The organism is Aeromonas salmonicida (assembly GCF_028355655.1).
GTDB lineage: Bacteria > Pseudomonadota > Gammaproteobacteria > Enterobacterales > Aeromonadaceae > Aeromonas > Aeromonas salmonicida.
Genome location: NZ_CP110645.1, coordinates 2,863,527 through 2,879,643 on the forward strand (window position 1 = coordinate 2,863,527; position 16,117 = coordinate 2,879,643).

The window sequence follows — 16,117 nt, forward strand, 5'->3', positions numbered from 1 at the left end:
CCCGGGATGGATGGTATTAATGGATATTTTCAGTGGTGGCTGTAGCTCAGTTGGTAGAGTCCCGGATTGTGATTCCGGTTGTCGTGGGTTCGAGCCCCATCAGCCACCCCATTACCCCCTCGCCTGCTCATTCCTTTTCTCAGAATCATCTTTGCTACCCTGCTCGGTCACAAACACCTCAAAGTGCACGGCTTTACTGTCGGCGCCTTTCACGAAGCCGCTTGCACCGGCAGTGGCTATCTGATGTTCGCCCCAGTGACCGATGACCTCTCCGGCCTGCACCGCTATCGGATTATCACTTCGGTCAACAACGGGCGCATTCTCTTTGAATTCGACGGGTAGGCACGGCTCGGTGGCCAGTCCCGCACCCATCTTGCTTTTTGCCAACCAACCAAGCGACCCTGTGCCTGCATTGGTCATCACCCGATTGGCGCTGTCTTTGACGGAGCCGCTGCCCGCCTTGAACACCTGCACTTTACGAAACTCGGTCGGGCCGCCACCGACGGTCACCATCTGTGACTCACCAGATACCACCACCTCACTGCCAGCAGGCAGCCCCAGGCTCCCCGCCGTGGTGTCAGCCGTTTGCCGTAACCAAGTGTTACTGGGGATGTTATGACGGGCCGGTTTGCCTTCTGGTGGGGTCATCCACTTCGGCTTTTGCGGATATTCCTGCTGCAACTGGCTTTGTGCGATATAGAACGGGCTGTTCGGTTCATCGACGTAGTGCACCAGAAAGTAATTGTGGACCTCATCTCTGTGGTTTTGCAGATTGCTCGGAGTTTGCTGGAGCAACTTCACCTCAGCCCCCGTTTTCGCATGCACAGGGTTATTGCCCGACAGTCGACGTGTCAGCTTGAGGGGATCCCCCTCCGCCACCGGTTCATAGGTGGACACGCCTGTCCCCTTGACGGTCACTCGCGCCGCCTCTGGGCTGTTGTAAGTGTTCTCACACGCGATGTGCATGTAGAGGCTGTAAAAGGTCAGACGGTTCTTGTTTTGCTCACCCGCCTCGTAGTGATGGCGTACCAGACAAAACGACTGGGAGGTATACAAGTCAATGCCTTCCCCCGGTTTTCCTGCTTCGGGGCTGCGGGTCGCCTTGGCGGGTTCGGTCGCCAGCCGGTAGGCCACGATTTCCCCATCCGCAATGGAGCGTACAGCGCCGCTCGGGTGCCAGCCCCCTTTCTCATTGAGGTGGATGCCGCCGTGCCAGATGCGGTTGCGACCAATCAAGAAGGTGCCGCTCTTGAGACTGTTGATCTTCTCGATAAACGCATCAAGGGATGCAACCTCGCTGGGGGACTGCCTCCCCCAGCTGTCATCCCTGATCTTGAAAAGCGACTGTGGTGATAACGGGCCAAACAACGCCTTGCTCAGAAAGGTGGGTGTCCTAGAATTTCTTTATGTCGCTAATCATTAACAATTAATTCAGCGAGATCAGCAGCCATGGCGTGATCACCATCACGCCACAGACCAGACATTCGGAAAGAAAACCTTAACCCAAAAACATCCCCCTTGTTGCCTTGGGGAATACTATTTTTGTCAATTTATCTTGAATTCCTCAAACATGCCTGTATCGACATTAAATGTTTCGCTATGGTTCTCATCACAAAGTTGAGAGAAAACATTTTTTTTATATTCATTACGTTCCTTTCTGTCAACCTTTAGTCCCATTTTTTCTGACTCTAAAGTATGGTCATTAAAATTACCTTGATAGAAAAATGAATATCTGAATAATCCAGAATAAAATGTTAAAGCAACAGAGCGTTTAATTCCACCCTCACCACACATTTTATTTTTCTCATCTGGGCCACCAATAACACCACACGAACCATCAATTTTAAAAAAAATCCCCTCTGGGCTCATTGCCTCTTCAGGATATATTAATTCTATCTTTTTAGGTGTACCGTATCTATATTGAACCAATGTCATATCTTTGTTTTTATCGCCCACAGGGACACCGCAAAATGAAACTATTTTTTTATTTTTAAGTGTACATGACGCATATACTTGCTCTTGGCTGCTACACAGAGAGCCTAAGATATAATCGCCCGCATAAGAATGCGATGAGAAAATGACAAGGGGGATTAATATATATTTATTGATCATGGAGAACCTCCTCATTCCATAGGCGCCAAAAGTTATTTTTTCTTTTTTGTCTGGAATCTGTATTAAGATTTATGATGTTAGTAATTCTATCCACTGCTGCATCGCTTGCTTCATTTGCATAATCAAAGCATTTTGCGCGTGAATCTGGATTTGCATTACTACTATTGCTTATCCAAAACCATGCTGCTGACCTTGTAGCAAACTTCATTTTGGATAGTATTTCAAAATCATCAACAGCATTAATTATATCATTAGGCCATTTCGACTGATTGTTTTGATGCCAGTAATTAAAACTTGTATAGTTACTTTTTCCTGTGACTTGCTTCAGGCCTCTTCCTCTATAGTTCCACCCATCATTAGAGCTATAGGAGCCATTACCCAGTTCAGCTCTATTACCATATATTGTATTGACAATGGCAATTTGATCATCAATGGTAACATCGTTGCCATCGTTTTTAATATATCTACGTGGTCTTTCTGTTTTTGTAACATATCCATGGACATCTGCATAAAGACGCCCATCTGGATAGCGACGAGTTCTCCCCCCCCGAAAAGATTTTATAGCACTAACACTCCAAACCCCTCCTTCAATAACATTCAAGTCCGGCCCTGTTTCCTGTAGGATTTGTGCAAAAAAATGGGTTCTCTTTAACGGGGTGTCAAGCTGGTAAAATTCAATATGTTCATTCAGTTCATCAGCTATTCCTTGTAACTCATTATCCTTACTATTGTTACTCTGGAAATTGGAGTATATACGTTTCATTACATCGAGAGTAAATGTAAAGCCACGTTTTTTTCTTCCCACCAACCCCATCATCCCCGCAGGATGAATAAACCAAGGCTTGGTATCACCCAATATCGCGCTGGCATCTTCCATCCACGCCATATTGTTGTGTACCTGCTTTGCGTACTCATAGAGCTTCGGCTGGTCAGCTAACTCCTGCTCTAAACGCGGCCACTCGCCTGGCTTTACCCATTCGCTTTTGTGCTTGATAAACAACATGCGCAACTTGCCCGCCAACTCCTCATCGGCCAGCGCGGCCTTGATATCGTTGCCGCTCAGGGTGCCATCGTTGTCCCTGTCTGTCACCAGTTTGTCATAGAGGGTGCTGAAAAATTCGCTCGCCTCTTTCTGCTGGGACTCTTCACTGTCAGTGGCCGTATCCGCCTTGTCCAAAAAGCCATCTTCATCACTGCTGCCATCGACCAGCTTGACGCCCAGCTTGTGCCAGTCATGCTGGCTGACCACCTCGACACCATCGGCCAGCAATACAAACTCGCCCGCCAGCTCCCCGTCAGCCGCCGTCCGTTCACGCACCTTCACAAAGTTGTTGGCACCGTGACTGACTTTATCGGACTCTTTCACGGCCAACGGTAAGACCAGTGGCCCAAATTTGGCAACATCGTGAAAACCATGCTGGCTATCGCTGGTGAGACGATAGGTGGTGACCTCTTGGTTCAATAGCAGGTAGCCTTGGCCACCGCTTACCCGCGCCTTGTTATTGATACAATCTTCCAGCGCCTGCTTGTCGCTGTCTGCAACAAACACCTCAAAGTGCACGGCTTTACTGTCGGCGCCTTTCACGAAGCCGCTTGCACCGGCAGTGGCTATCTGATGTTCGCCCCAGTGACCGATGACCTCTCCGGCCTGCACCGCTATCGGATTATCACTTCGGTCAACAACGGGCGCATTCTCTTTGAATTCGACGGGTAGGCACGGCTCGGTGGCCAGTCCCGCACCCATCTTGCTTTTTGCCAACCAACCAAGCGACCCTGTGCCTGCATTGGTCATCACCCGATTGGCGCTGTCTTTGACGGAGCCGCTGCCCGCCTTGAACACCTGCACTTTACGAAACTCGGTCGGGCCGCCACCGACGGTCACCATCTGTGACTCACCAGATACCACCACCTCACTGCCAGCAGGCAGCCCCAGGCTCCCCGCCGTGGTGTCAGCCGTTTGCCGTAACCAAGTGTTACTGGGGATGTTATGACGGGCCGGTTTGCCTTCTGGTGGGGTCATCCACTTCGGCTTTTGCGGATATTCCTGCTGCAACTGGCTTTGTGCGATATAGAACGGGCTGTTCGGTTCATCGACGTAGTGCACCAGAAAGTAATTGTGGACCTCATCTCTGTGGTTTTGCAGATTGCTCGGAGTTTGCTGGAGCAACTTCACCTCAGCCCCCGTTTTCGCATGCACAGGGTTATTGCCCGACAGTCGACGTGTCAGCTTGAGGGGATCCCCCTCCGCCACCGGTTCATAGGTGGACACGCCTGTCCCCTTGACGGTCACTCGCGCCGCCTCTGGGCTGTTGTAAGTGTTCTCACACGCGATGTGCATGTAGAGGCTGTAAAAGGTCAGACGGTTCTTGTTTTGCTCACCCGCCTCGTAGTGATGGCGTACCAGACAAAACGACTGGGAGGTATACAAGTCAATGCCTTCCCCCGGTTTTCCTGCTTCGGGGCTGCGGGTCGCCTTGGCGGGTTCGGTCGCCAGCCGGTAGGCCACGATTTCCCCATCCGCAATGGAGCGTACAGCGCCGCTCGGGTGCCAGCCCCCTTTCTCATTGAGGTGGATGCCGCCGTGCCAGATGCGGTTGCGACCAATCAAGAAGGTGCCGCTCTTGAGACTGTTGATCTTCTCGATAAACGCATCAAGGGATGCAACCTCGCTAGGGCCATTCTCACCTTCCAGCTGCATGGGATAGACGATTTTCATCTTTGCTATTCAATCCTGTGTTATTCGTCGAACATCAAGCGGAGGGCTGATAATCGCTATCGGGCTCCAGCGCCTTGAGCAACGCCTCCATCGCCTTCTCGGTGGCGATCGCTTTGCCCAGCTCAACCAGTTCGGGGGCTTTCACCACTTCCACCCCTTTGGGGATGACGGGCACCTGACCCGCCCAGCCGGATCCTGAACCTGCGCTGCCGCCTGCGTTGAGCTTGATGGCGGGGCCGACCAGCTTGATGCCGCTCGGGTCAACCTTCACAAAGCTGCCGCCCCCCTTGAGGGTGATCTCGGAGCCCGCCTCCAGTACCAGCTTGTCGCCCACCTTGATATGCACTTCCTGACCGGCTTCCACCAGCAGGGACTGGCCCAGCTTCTGATGCAGGGAGGCATCGACGGTCAGCGAATAGTCTGCCTTGATATGGTCCCGCTTCTCCCCCTCCACGCTCAAATGGTCGTTGGCCTTGATGCGGGTGACGCGCTCGTTGTCGATATCTGTGTGCTGGTCATGCTTGATGTGCCAGGCGGCATCGTTTTCGATGAGCACGTTTAGGTCTTTCTGACCGTGGATATAAATCTCTTCCTGACCTGCCTGGTCTTCGAAACGCAGCTCATTGAACCCTTCACCCTGGTGGGTTTCGGTGCGCAGCACGGTACGAGTCTTGTTGGCAGGCAAGTCGTAGGGCGGCCGGTTGGTGGCGTGGAAGGTGCGACCGGTGACGATAGGCTGGTCGGGGTCCCCTTCCAAAAATGAAACGATAACTTCGTGGCCGATGCGCGGAATCGCCATCATGCCGTATTGGCCACCGGCCCAGCCCTGACTGACACGCACCCAGCAGGAGCTCTGGTCGTTGGAGCTGCCATATCTGTCCCACGGAAATTGCAGCTTCACCCGACCGTGTTCGTCGCAGTAAATCTCCTCCCCCTCGGGGCCTACCACGATGGCAATCTGCGGGCCGTCCACCATGGGCTTGTGCGGCGCTTGTGGGCTGCCGATACGGGCACGCCAGGTGGTCGCAGCTTTGACCACCCCAAACTCGTTGTGGTAGACGGTAGGGCCGCTGCCCCCCTCCTCTTCCAGCGCCTGGGGCTGCAAGCCGGTGTGGCTGATGCGCACAATTTGCCAGTCGGTGTTGAGCGCCCCGTTCGGGTGCTCGGTCAGCGAGAAATACTGGCCCGGCAGCAGGGCTGCACTGTTGGATTTGCCGCTGCCCGCCACGGCGTCATTGCGAAGCGCATCGAGCCAGTGTTGGGCAAACGCCTTGCCACTCGGGTCCTGCTTGTAGCGGCCGGGGTAGTCGAAGTGCTGGTAGCTATCACGCTGATGCTCCAGCTCGCTGCCCTGCTTTTTGTGGGAGAGCCCGTAGGCCGGGGTCTTGAAGCTGTAGTCCTTGAGCTCCACATCAGAGGGGCGCACCGCTTCCCGGTAGTGGAACTGACGCACATAAGGGCCCTGCTCCAGCGAGCGGTTGCCGAGATTGAAGAAGAGTTCGGGGCCGGCTGTTAATGCAGCCGCATCGTCGGCAAACACGATGCGGTGCTTGCCTGCGTCGAATTCATGAAAATAGAAGAGCCCCTCTTCCGCGGCGAGCCGGTTGACGAACGCAAGGTCGGTTTCCCGGTACTGCACGCAGTATTCCCGCTTGGCGTGCTCATTCTTGAGGGCAAAGGCGTAATCGGTAATGCCGTGCTCTTGCAGCAGGATGCTGAGGATTTCATCGGGTTTCTGCGCCTGGAAGATGCGGGAATTGTGACGAAGCGAAAGCCGCCACAACGCCGGCTGCACCAGCAGCTGGTAGCGGGTGCGGCGAAAACCGCTGTCCCCTTGCGCAAAATCACTCACTACCCCGCACACCCGCCGCTGCAGCTCGCCGTTGTACCACACCATGAGCTCGCACGGCTGATCCAGCACATCGGCAAAATCGACATCCGGCTGGGGGCTGGCCAATTCCAATCGCAACTGGAACGGGCTGTTCAGCGCCTCTTCCAGCGCAAACTCGGCCACCACGAAAGTGCTCTCGGGCAGCGCCCCTACCTTGACGGTGAATTGTAATCCTGTGCTGTCTGCCATAACGCTGTTCCTTATCCTGCCTGTCCGCTGCCCGAGCCAATCACTACCCCACCGCAACCGATGGCGGTACCGGTCACGGCGATGGGCTTGCCGTTGACCAGAACTGTGCCGACGCCCCCCGAGATACTGCGCGGATGGGGGGGATTGTTGGGTTTGTCATGGGGCGCCAGCGGATCGCCCTGCCGGGCCACTGGCTTGCCGTCGAGAAAGACATCCGGGCTGGCGGCAATCACGGGGGATGGGTGAAAACCATCGTGGTCGGTGCCTATGTCACCGAGCAATGCAATAGAGGGACACATATGAACTCTCCGTATGGGCAAGGGAGCCACCCGAGGGACTCCCGCCATGCCTCGTGCTCACCGTCGTGACCATGGGCTCAGATACACTTGGGGTGGCTACCCAGCAGCCTTTGTGCCATGACAAAGATGCCAATAATACTGTTTTAAATCAGCCTATTAGGTTTATGGACCACAAGGCTGGCAGGGGCTGCTGCAATAGCTTGCGCAATACAGTGTGATCGCCAGGCCAGATATTGCGTTGGCAGTCAAACACACCATAATGCACGCAACTTGTTGCTCAGCGCAGCATGATCAACTGCCTGCGCTGCTCTGCTGCAACTGGTAGAGGCGGATATTGAGTGCTTTCAGGTCGTTCTCCAGACCTTTCAGCTCGGCTGCCGTGACGGGCTCCTGGGATGCCTTTCTCGCCTCCAGTTCGCTCAGGCGCAGACTGAACGGGATATCCTGCATCAGGTTTTTCTGCACCTCATAGAGCTGGGACTTGAGATAGGAGATGGTCACCGTCTTGCGCTGGCGCTCCAGCTCCAGCAACTGATCGAGCAAGGCGTCGACACCGGCGCGAGCATCCAGATAGGTCGGTACGCTGATCACATCCCCCTGCTGACCTGCCAACGCCGTCTGCCACTGCTTGTCCAGCGCCTTGACCGCCAGCGAGTCGGGATAGAGCATCTGCAGCGAGTTGCGCAGCCCTTCCCCATAGCGATACCAGTAGAGCGGCGAGGTCTGCTCAAGCCGTCCCAGCTGGGCTTGATAACGGGCCACCAGCTCGCTTTCCATACCTTGCAGGGTCTGTTCCCCCAGTACGATGCGTGCCTGGCGGATATCGTCATAACTGAGAGCCCGTGGCAACTCGGCGGCCGGTTGCTGCAAGCGCTGGGCAGCCACGGCTTTCTCCTGCTGCAGATGCTGCCAACCCAGCCAGCTCATCACTGGCAGGGCACAACTGATCAGACCGCAGCCAAACCAGAACCAGGCAGGGCGCTGCTTGCGGTGAGGTTCAATCTTGAGCACTGTGGGTTTGACCTGCCCCTTCTCGCGACCAATCAGTATGCTGCCCTGGGGCAGGTGTGGCGTGCTGGAAGAGGGCGCTGAAGAAGAAGGGCTGTCGTGCTCCATGTCGGACTTGAAGAACACCATGGGCGGGATCTGCAGCTCCTCCTTGAGACCGGGCTCATCGGAGACGATGACGATCTCGGTCTCGTCGAACAGATGGGTATACCCCTCGATGAAGTGCACCAGATTTTCAACCCGGGGAATGCGGCTCAAGCCCACGTTGTGCAGCTTCTCGCTGATAAGCTGCAACGCCCGCTCGCAGCGATAGACGAGGCGCTTGTCTTCGTGGCTGATCTGGTACTGGCGGATCACGTCGCTGATGCGGGCAATGAACCAGTCCAGCATTTCGATACGGGCTCGCTCCTGATGCACTGGTGGCCAAAAGCTCTCCCACTGGGTCACTATCAGGTTGGCCAGAAACTCGCACCCTTCGGTAAAGCCGTTCAGCCCTTGCAGGCGCGACCGCGCCAGGGTGAAGTAGATGGCGGTTTGCAGGTCCACCCCGTGCTTTTCAAAGATAAGGCTGGCGAGCCGATGGATCTTGAGCCAGTCCACCTCGGGGCGGGAGGCATGGCTGAGTTTGTTGATCTCGCTGCGCAACGCCTCGTATTCCGGCAACATGCGGGGATCGCGCCCCACTTTCAGCGCCTGCTGGCCTTGTTGATTCTGTGACATATCGGCTTCCAAAGCTTGAGGGGGCACACAGTGCCCCCACTTTATCAATAGAGAGACTCAGGCAATCTGAACTGACTGAACAGGCCGCCGGTGAAGGGGTTTTGCGCGCTGTCGGTGTAGACGCGATAGGTCATGGAACCCTGATCCACCGGGAAGCGCACATCGAAGGTGGCTTCATTGACCTGGGTCAGCTCCCCCTTGTCCATCAGTCGGAACATGGCCCAGGGGCCGACGAAGCCTTCGCTGCGCGGTGAACGTTCCCTCGCTGCCGGCACCAGGGTGATCTTGCTCTCGGCACCGTCACGCATGGTGTTTGGCCACACCAACGGCACCTTGGTACGACGGCCATGGGCATACTCCAGCAACTGACCGTCCAGGTTCAGCACGCTGCGCCGCTTGTTGGCGGTGAGCTCGATGGGCTCGAGGGCGAACTGCACCTCCAGGTTGCCCTGCTGGGTGAAGAAGATCTGGCGGATACGAGCGGCTCTGTCCAGCTGTTTCACCAGCTCGGTCTGGATAGGCGAGCTGAACTCACCCTCCATCAGGCCACTCTCCACCATGGGCTTGAGGTTGACCTGATAGAAGCTGTCCAGGGTGCCACCCGGCGCGAAGAAGCGCTCCATCTCGGACAGCGGCACATCCTTGGTTGAGCCCGGATCAAACGGATAACGACCGGCCAGCTGGCTGTTGAACGGTGCCAGTACCTTGTCCTGCCACTCTCGATTAAGGGACGACATGGCCAAGTCGATCACCAGACGAGAGCTCTGCTCGGAGAGCTGACCCACCCAGCGATCCAGCGGGGCCGGCAGGCTGCGGGCATATTGCTGCAGGGCGAACACGGGATCGGCGTACTTGTTGGTCAGACGCAGCTGCACCGCCTTGAGGGCGGACTGGCCCGGCTCGGTGGCGTTGACGATGAGTTCCAGATAGTGCTGCAGCTCCACCAGCTTCTGATTGACCTCCTGGATAAGCGGCCCCTGCTCGCCACGACCGCCAAGGGCGGCATTGGTCGCCATGAAGGGACGGCCGATGCGGGCCGTGATGGCCTGAGCCGGGTCCCCTTCCACATCCGATATCTTGCGGATCCGGGTGTTGTCATCCAACGAAGCCAATACCCGCTGGAACGGCTGATCGTTGCCGGTAATGGCAGAGAGCACGTCCAGTGCCTGCTCCGGGCTTTCAAGGGTCTGCACGTCCAGATTGGTCAGCAGTTTCTGCCACTGGTTGACGTAATCGGTGACATAACGGTCGTTGACCTGACGACCGATCTCCTTGCGATCCGCCTCGCTCAATTGACTCAGCCTGCGCTGACCCAGCACCCAGGCATCCATGGCGGTGAGATCAATCAACGCCTTGTCCTGCTTGAGGAAGAAGTCGTTGAAACCGGGCCAGGTCAACAGGCGTGGCACTTGCCCTGCATTGTCACTGCGCAGGGCAAACACGGTGTCAAAGGTTGGCCCCACTTCGTCACGTACGTTGAGATCCGGCGGCAATACGTCGTTCGCCTTCACCACCAAGTTCTGATAGACCCGCTGATACATGGGCAACTTGCCAAGCTCGCGCTGGGCGCCGTAGACAGGCTCCTTGAACGGTGCGAAGGCGATGATGGCGGCCTGATCACGTTCAACCCTGGCACCATGCCAGTCGGTATGATCGAGGGCGTAATCCAGGTGCCCCATCAGCTGCTCCTGCACAGCGCCCTGCCCCGGGAAGGCGCGCTGCCAGCGGCTTGCCATGTACTGCTCCACCAGGTCCTTGTTGCGACCGGAGGCATCATCCAGCATCCGCATCACCCGCAGTATGGAGAGCTTCTCCTCGCTGCCGGCCGGCGCCTGATTGAGATCCTCCAGCAGCCCCTGCATCTGGGCTGGCAAAAAGCGCTGACCCAGCAGTTGCAGATAAGAGCCTTCCACATGAGGACCGATTTCGTCCCCCTGATAGAGACCCAGATCCGCCACCAGCGGCGTGCGTTCGCGGTAGTTGCCAAAGGCGAGGGTCGCCTCGCGGATGAGGTTCAGACGCGGCAACTGACTCACACCGAAGGCATGCTCATCGACGACCTCGTTGGTCTCCATGAAGGCTTGTGCCTTGGTCAACACGTTGCGACCGGCCTCTTCGTTGACCCGATAGAAGTAGTGCCAACCGCCGATCAGCGCCGCCGAAAAGAGTGACAGGCAACCGAGGCCAATGGCCATGCGCCGACGACGATAGAGAGTATGCAGCCGGTTCTCCCCGGCCAGGTGGGCTTCAGGGAAAATGATGGAGGAGAACAACCTGCGCACGAAATAGGTATTGGACTCCCCGCGCAGGGCCGAGTGAATGGGCTCTGGCAGGTTGTAGCGGCGGGATGCCGCCTGGGCAAACGCATCGAACGGCACCCCTTGCTGATAGACGGAGCTGATATAGACGCCGCGCACCAGCAGTGGCTTGCTCTCCTCAATTTGTAGCGTCTCATCGAGCAGCGCTGTCACATAATCCTTCAGCCCCGCCAGCTGACGCACGAACGAGAAAAGCGCGTTGCGCTGGGTGGCATCGAGCCGTGCCAGCATCAGCTCGGGCAGGTTCTGGTTGAGGTTGTCCACCCACTGATCCCAGAACAGAGCCAGATCCTGCTGCCAGGATTTTCCACGGCTGTCGGCCGGGTTGAACGTCACCCCCAGCACGGCCTCGCGGGCCTCCTTGTCGAGCTGCTCATACACCACATCGAAACCGCGCAGCAGATCGAGCTTGGTAAAAGTGACATAGAGCGGCAACCGGGTATTCATGGTGGCCGACACCTCTTGCAGGCGAGAGCGCATCAGCTGGGCATAAGCCTTGCGTTCGGCCACGCTGGCGCCGGAGAGCCAGGCCAGATCCACGGTCAGCACCAGACCGTTGAGGGGCTGGCGGCGGCGGTGTTCGGAAAGCCAGTTCAACAGGTGCAGCCAGAGCCGCTCATGCTTGCGCGCCAGCGGATCGAGTTCCGGCTCGGATTGAGACAAGAGCTCACCGGCGGGATCCAGCATCACCGCCTGCTCCCCCAGCCAGCAATCGATCAGCTGATCCTGCGCCACGTCCCTGAGCTCGGTATCGAGTCTGGGGTTGAGCTTGTTGGCCGGATTGGCTCTGTGGATCAGGCTGCTCTTGCCGCTGCCGGGCAGACCCAGCACCAGATACCAGGGCATGGCGTAGAGCGCCCCCTTGCCCAGGTGTTCGCCAAGGGCCTGCAACCAGCGATTGAGAAACAGCGCCTGCTTGTCGATGAGTCCTTTCACCGGATCCTGCACCAGCACGGTTTCATGCTGACGCTCGGCCTTGAGTTGCTGCATCTTGCGCCACACGCGCCAGGAGAGGATCCCCAGCATCAGCCAGAGCCAGAGCAGGGTGAATACCACCCGCCCCCACAGCGGCTCGAACGGTTTGGCGCCGCGGATCTCGAGGCGAGGACCCAGCCACCACACCAGAATGAGGGCAAGTCCCCAGAGCACCACGCCGAGCAGGGGCCAAGAGGGTTTCAATTTCGGCAGCTGTTGCCGCAGAAAAGTTAAGATGGTTTTGAACATAAAATGTGATCCAACTCCGACTCAATGACTCATTTCGGCACTTATTTCGACAACGGGGCCGCATGGCTTTCCAGGCGACTGACCAGCCCGGGCTCCCATTGCGCCAATCCCAGGCGACTTGCCTCTTGCCTCAAGTGTTGATAGTGCTGGCTAGCCAGCGAATTCATGCCTTCCTGCGCCAACAGCTCCGCCTGCACCAACTGGGCATGGAAGCGGGCTCTTGGCTCTTTCAACTGCGCCATCCTTTCATCGAGCAGGGTGAGGGCCGCAGCCACCCCCAGCTCCCCATGACGCAGGGCAACCTCTTCGGCCAGACTGGACTCCCCGTCCCCACCTGCACCACCCACCTTGGCAGGCTGCAACCAGCGGCTGCACTCGGGTGACAGGAAGGGACTGCCATCGCTGAAGGTGAGATCCCGCAGCGCCGGCAGACGCTGCAAGAAACCATCCAGCTCCTGCATGATGGCCTGGGCAACGGTGCCAAACCCCAGCTTATGGGCCACTTCGGCCGAGAGCCGATGCCCCTCGAACCAGTAGGGCGCCAGGGTCAGGCTCTGTTCGATCCGCTGCCAGAGCGCCAGATCCGGCGCGGACCGCTCCAGTGTGGCCAGAGCGGCGCGGTACTCATCCACCATGTCCACCGACATGGGGGCCAGCTGGGTTTTATTGCCCTGAGCCGTCATGGGTGGCGTGGTGATCCCGGCCCAGATGGCGTGGCGACGCAGACGATAGCCCACCGCCGCTTCCGGCTGGCGCTCGATAAGCAACTCGGCCACCTTGAGCAGTGTCTGGCGCCAGGCACGATCGTTGGAGCTGTCAATCTCGACTCCGGAGCCCTTGCTGCTGCCACTGAGCACCATGGTTCCCGACATGCCGCTCGCACTGGCTGTGGCAGCAACAGTGCTGCTTGAAGGTTGGCCACCGGCATCTGCCTGGGCCTGGGCAACCTGCTGGCGCTGGGCCCGTTTCAGCCCCATCAACAAGGGGGCGAGCAGCTCGCCCTTGTCCGGGCACTGGGCCAGCCAGCAAGCCTCCAGCTGCTCGGCCTGGGCCAGCAGCTGGGCCAGTTCAGCCGGCGAGGCGCTCTCGCTCACTCGCGGCAAGGCCCCTTCAAAGCGTTTGACGATCTGTACCATCAGCCGCTGTTTCTGGCTGGTATTACCGGGCCAGGCTTGCAGCCAGTAGGCCCGGATCCAGGACTCCAGCAAACTGAGCGCGGCCCCCAGAGGGGTCGCCTTGGCCGGATGTTGCAGGCAGCGCAGCAGCTGGGCCAGCACCCGCATGTCCTTGGTACGGCTCTCCAGCAAGCCAAGGCAGGCTTCGGCCACCGCATTGAGATCCACCTGGCTGTGGGCCAGAGAGCCCAGCTTGACCAGTTCGGTCTCCACGTAATCCCAGCGCGGCTCGTCGGCCAGCACGGCACCTTTTATCTGCTCTTCCGGCAAACTGGTGAGCAAGCGGGCACACCAGGGGTGTTGATAGCTCATGGCGCCCCCTACCAGCGACACTGTTGGCGCAGGGGCTGCAGCGCCTCTTTCAAACCGCTGAGATCGACCCGGAGCAAGGCGCCGTTGTCGGCCTTCACCTGCAGCTCGCGATGACCTATCCAGCGCTTGAGCTCCTCGATGGCGGGCAAGCCGCGGCCATATTCCAGCAGCAGGCCCTGATCCCGGATAAACCAGCTCTGGGCGTTGCGGCTGGGCTGGCCATCCAGTTCAATCTGTACCCGCTCACCAACCCAGGGGGCATCAAGCCTTAACCGGATATGGGTAATGCTGTCGACACAGCCTATGGCCAGGGTCGCCCCGCGCAAGGCTGGGCGAGTGAGGGTTTCGCTGCCACGCCCCGCATCGCTTTGCAGCAGGAAGGTAGCACTCTCAGGCGTGCGGGCCTGCTCCTGTGCCCAGATGGCCTGCCAGGCGGCAGACTTGGAGGCACCGCCCTCGCTCGTCTGGGCGAGGCCATTGCCGATGGCGTCATAGCAGGCCAGCCGGATCAGCGGCGATGGCTCGCGGCGACACGCCTGCAAACTGGCCATGTCTTGTGGGGGTAATGCGCTGCCGGTCGCCAGCAACAGGGGCAAAAGGCCAAGGGCGCTCATCAGTTCACCTCCAGTTTCTGGCACTTGTGATCCAGGGTGCGCTTGGGAATATTCAGGCTCTCGGCCACCAGCATGCGATTGCCCTGGAAGTAGCGCAGACGCGCCTCGATGACGGAAGCCTCGTACTGCTGCATGGCCCGGCGCAGATCCCGAATGTGGTTGTAATCATCCAGCGACCCGGGCAACTCGACGCAGACTCGCTCGCGCAGCTCGGGGGGCAGCGCCTCCAGTACCACCTCTTCCCCGTGACGGGTGTGGGCGCAGGCGACCTCCAGCAGATTGCGCAGCTCGCGCACATTGCCGGGAAAGTCATAACTTTGCAGTTGCTTCAAGAACTTGCGCTGCAGCCCCGCCAGGGTCTTGCCATCCTGGGCGGCAAACTGGGCCATGAAGTGCTGGCACAGCAGGGGGATGTCATCCATGTGTTCCCGCAGGGGGGCGATGAGCAGCAGACACTGGCAGAGGCGGTGATAGAGATCGGCCCGGAACTGCCCCTCCTCCACATGCCGGGTGAGCGGCTGATGGGTCGCGGCGATGAGGCGAAAATCGGAGTGGCACTCCTGCTCGGCCCCGAGCGGCCGGTAACTGCGAGTCTCAAGCACCCGCAGCAGCTTGGCCTGCATGGCGGCGGGCATGTCGCCCACTTCATCCAGAAACAGGGTGCCGCCATTGGCCTGGGCCACCAACCCTGTCTTGTTGGACAGCGCGCCGGAGAAGGCCCCCTTCTGGTAACCGAACAGCTCGCTCTCGATGAGGTTCTCCGGAATGGCGGCGCAGTTGATGGCCACGAACGGTTTGGCGGCGCGATCCGAGCACTGGTGCACCAGCCGGGCGACCACCTCCTTGCCACTGCCTGTCTCCCCTTGAATGAGCACGGTCAGTTTGTGTCGGCCCGCCAGGCTTATCTGCTCGCGCAGCCCGCGGATCACCGCCGACTGGCCGATCAACTGATCGCCCAGCAGCTTCTCATGCTGGCGCTGGCGCTCTCCCTCCCCCTTCATCTGGCGCAAGGAGTCGCGCAGCACGCTTTGATCCCGGCGGCTAAGCCCCAGATCGCGGATAAGGGTGAGCTGGTTGCAGAACACCTGTGACAACTGGGCCAGCTCGGGGCGGGCCGCCCACTCTTGCAACACATCGCCGCTGTCCATCATGGCCAGCACGGCGAACGGCTTGCCATTGCCATCATTGAGGGGAAAGGCATGCAGGCCGCACTGCTGGCCCAGATTGGCAAGCAAGGTACGAAACGCGACGTGCTCGATGCGGGCGCCGCCGTGCAGGGAGTCCCAGGTACGGGACTGGGCCTTGTGCAGCACATAGGCGAGCGGATGTGAAAAATCATCCACCGCCAGCGCCAGCGACACCGCCTGCCCCTTGACCCAACCGCTGCATTCGAGCTGGCGCCCGCTCACATCCAGCATGCCCAGCAGTATCCCCTTGGGCTGAAAGCTGGCATTGAGGGTCGAGGTCCACCAGTGGCACAGGTGCTGCTCATCGCGCTGCTGGGTCAAGGCGAGGGCAAATGCGAGGGCTTGTTCCATG

General features: G+C 58.4%; 10 protein-coding genes and 1 tRNA gene. 1 reads left to right on the plus strand and 10 read right to left on the minus strand.

Translation table 11 applies throughout. From position 1 onward, the window contains the following. Positions 1–35 precede the first annotated feature (35 nt). Positions 36–111: transfer RNA gene (locus tag ONZ54_RS13545), tRNA-His, on the plus strand. Here the strand turns inward: ONZ54_RS13545 and ONZ54_RS13550 are convergent. The 10 genes from ONZ54_RS13550 to ONZ54_RS13595 all read right to left on the minus strand — a co-directional run bounded on the left by ONZ54_RS13550 (position 112) and on the right by ONZ54_RS13595 (position 16,116). Then, positions 112–1,368 (minus strand): hypothetical protein, encoded by a 1,257-nt coding sequence (locus tag ONZ54_RS13550; RefSeq protein ID WP_271786416.1) that lies wholly within the window; start codon positions 1,366–1,368, stop codon positions 112–114. A gap of 177 nt (positions 1,369–1,545) precedes the next feature. After that, positions 1,546–2,112, minus strand: a complete 567-nt coding sequence (locus ONZ54_RS13555) for a hypothetical protein (protein WP_271786417.1) — start codon at positions 2,110–2,112, stop codon at positions 1,546–1,548. After that, complete coding sequence (locus ONZ54_RS13560) at positions 2,102–4,828, minus strand: glycoside hydrolase family 19 protein (RefSeq protein ID WP_271786418.1); 2,727 nt, start codon at positions 4,826–4,828, stop codon at positions 2,102–2,104. The genes ONZ54_RS13555 and ONZ54_RS13560 overlap by 11 nt, the downstream gene beginning before the upstream one ends. 34 nt (positions 4,829–4,862) lie before the next feature. After that, positions 4,863–6,908, minus strand: coding sequence for a type VI secretion system Vgr family protein (locus ONZ54_RS13565; RefSeq protein ID WP_271786419.1), 2,046 nt, complete (start codon positions 6,906–6,908; stop codon positions 4,863–4,865). A gap of 11 nt (positions 6,909–6,919) precedes the next feature. Next, positions 6,920–7,207, minus strand: a complete 288-nt coding sequence (locus tag ONZ54_RS13570; RefSeq protein WP_111588344.1) for a type VI secretion system PAAR protein — start codon at positions 7,205–7,207, stop codon at positions 6,920–6,922. A 291-nt stretch (positions 7,208–7,498) separates the two neighbouring features. Then, positions 7,499–8,935: a VasL domain-containing protein gene (locus ONZ54_RS13575; RefSeq protein ID WP_271786420.1), complete on the minus strand. Its 1,437-nt coding sequence runs from the start codon at positions 8,933–8,935 to the stop codon at positions 7,499–7,501. A 44-nt stretch (positions 8,936–8,979) separates the two neighbouring features. Then, the gene (gene tssM, locus ONZ54_RS13580) at positions 8,980–12,477 is read right to left on the minus strand and encodes a type VI secretion system membrane subunit TssM (protein ID WP_334312707.1); all 3,498 of its coding nucleotides are present in this window, start codon (positions 12,475–12,477) and stop codon (positions 8,980–8,982) included. A gap of 41 nt (positions 12,478–12,518) precedes the next feature. Beyond that, entirely contained in the window at positions 12,519–13,964 is a 1,446-nt protein-coding gene (gene tssA / locus ONZ54_RS13585) for a type VI secretion system protein TssA (RefSeq protein WP_271786422.1), read from the minus strand. A gap of 8 nt (positions 13,965–13,972) precedes the next feature. Continuing rightward, the gene (gene vasI / locus ONZ54_RS13590) at positions 13,973–14,578 is read right to left on the minus strand and encodes a type VI secretion system-associated protein VasI (RefSeq protein WP_131730997.1); all 606 of its coding nucleotides are present in this window, start codon (positions 14,576–14,578) and stop codon (positions 13,973–13,975) included. Further along, positions 14,578–16,116 (minus strand): sigma-54 interaction domain-containing protein, encoded by a 1,539-nt coding sequence (locus ONZ54_RS13595; protein WP_271786423.1) that lies wholly within the window; start codon positions 16,114–16,116, stop codon positions 14,578–14,580. Before ONZ54_RS13595 ends, vasI begins: the two co-directional genes overlap by 1 nt. Between the last annotated feature and the right edge of the window lies 1 nt (position 16,117).

Excerpts from the sequence above, each read along its gene's own strand:
- ONZ54_RS13555 (WP_271786417.1), bottom strand. The coding sequence starts at position 2,112 with ATGATCAATAAATATATATTAATCCCCCTTGTCATTTTCTCATCGCAT.
- ONZ54_RS13560 (WP_271786418.1), bottom strand. The coding sequence starts at position 4,828 with ATGAAAATCGTCTATCCCATGCAGCTGGAAGGTGAGAATGGCCCTAGC.
- ONZ54_RS13565 (WP_271786419.1), bottom strand. The coding sequence starts at position 6,908 with ATGGCAGACAGCACAGGATTACAATTCACCGTCAAGGTAGGGGCGCTG.
- ONZ54_RS13570 (WP_111588344.1), bottom strand. The coding sequence starts at position 7,207 with ATGTGTCCCTCTATTGCATTGCTCGGTGACATAGGCACCGACCACGAT.
- ONZ54_RS13575 (WP_271786420.1), bottom strand. The coding sequence starts at position 8,935 with ATGTCACAGAATCAACAAGGCCAGCAGGCGCTGAAAGTGGGGCGCGAT.
- tssM (WP_334312707.1), bottom strand. The coding sequence starts at position 12,477 with ATGTTCAAAACCATCTTAACTTTTCTGCGGCAACAGCTGCCGAAATTG.
- tssA (WP_271786422.1), bottom strand. The coding sequence starts at position 13,964 with ATGAGCTATCAACACCCCTGGTGTGCCCGCTTGCTCACCAGTTTGCCG.
- vasI (WP_131730997.1), bottom strand. The coding sequence starts at position 14,578 with ATGAGCGCCCTTGGCCTTTTGCCCCTGTTGCTGGCGACCGGCAGCGCA.
- ONZ54_RS13595 (WP_271786423.1), bottom strand. The coding sequence starts at position 16,116 with ATGGAACAAGCCCTCGCATTTGCCCTCGCCTTGACCCAGCAGCGCGAT.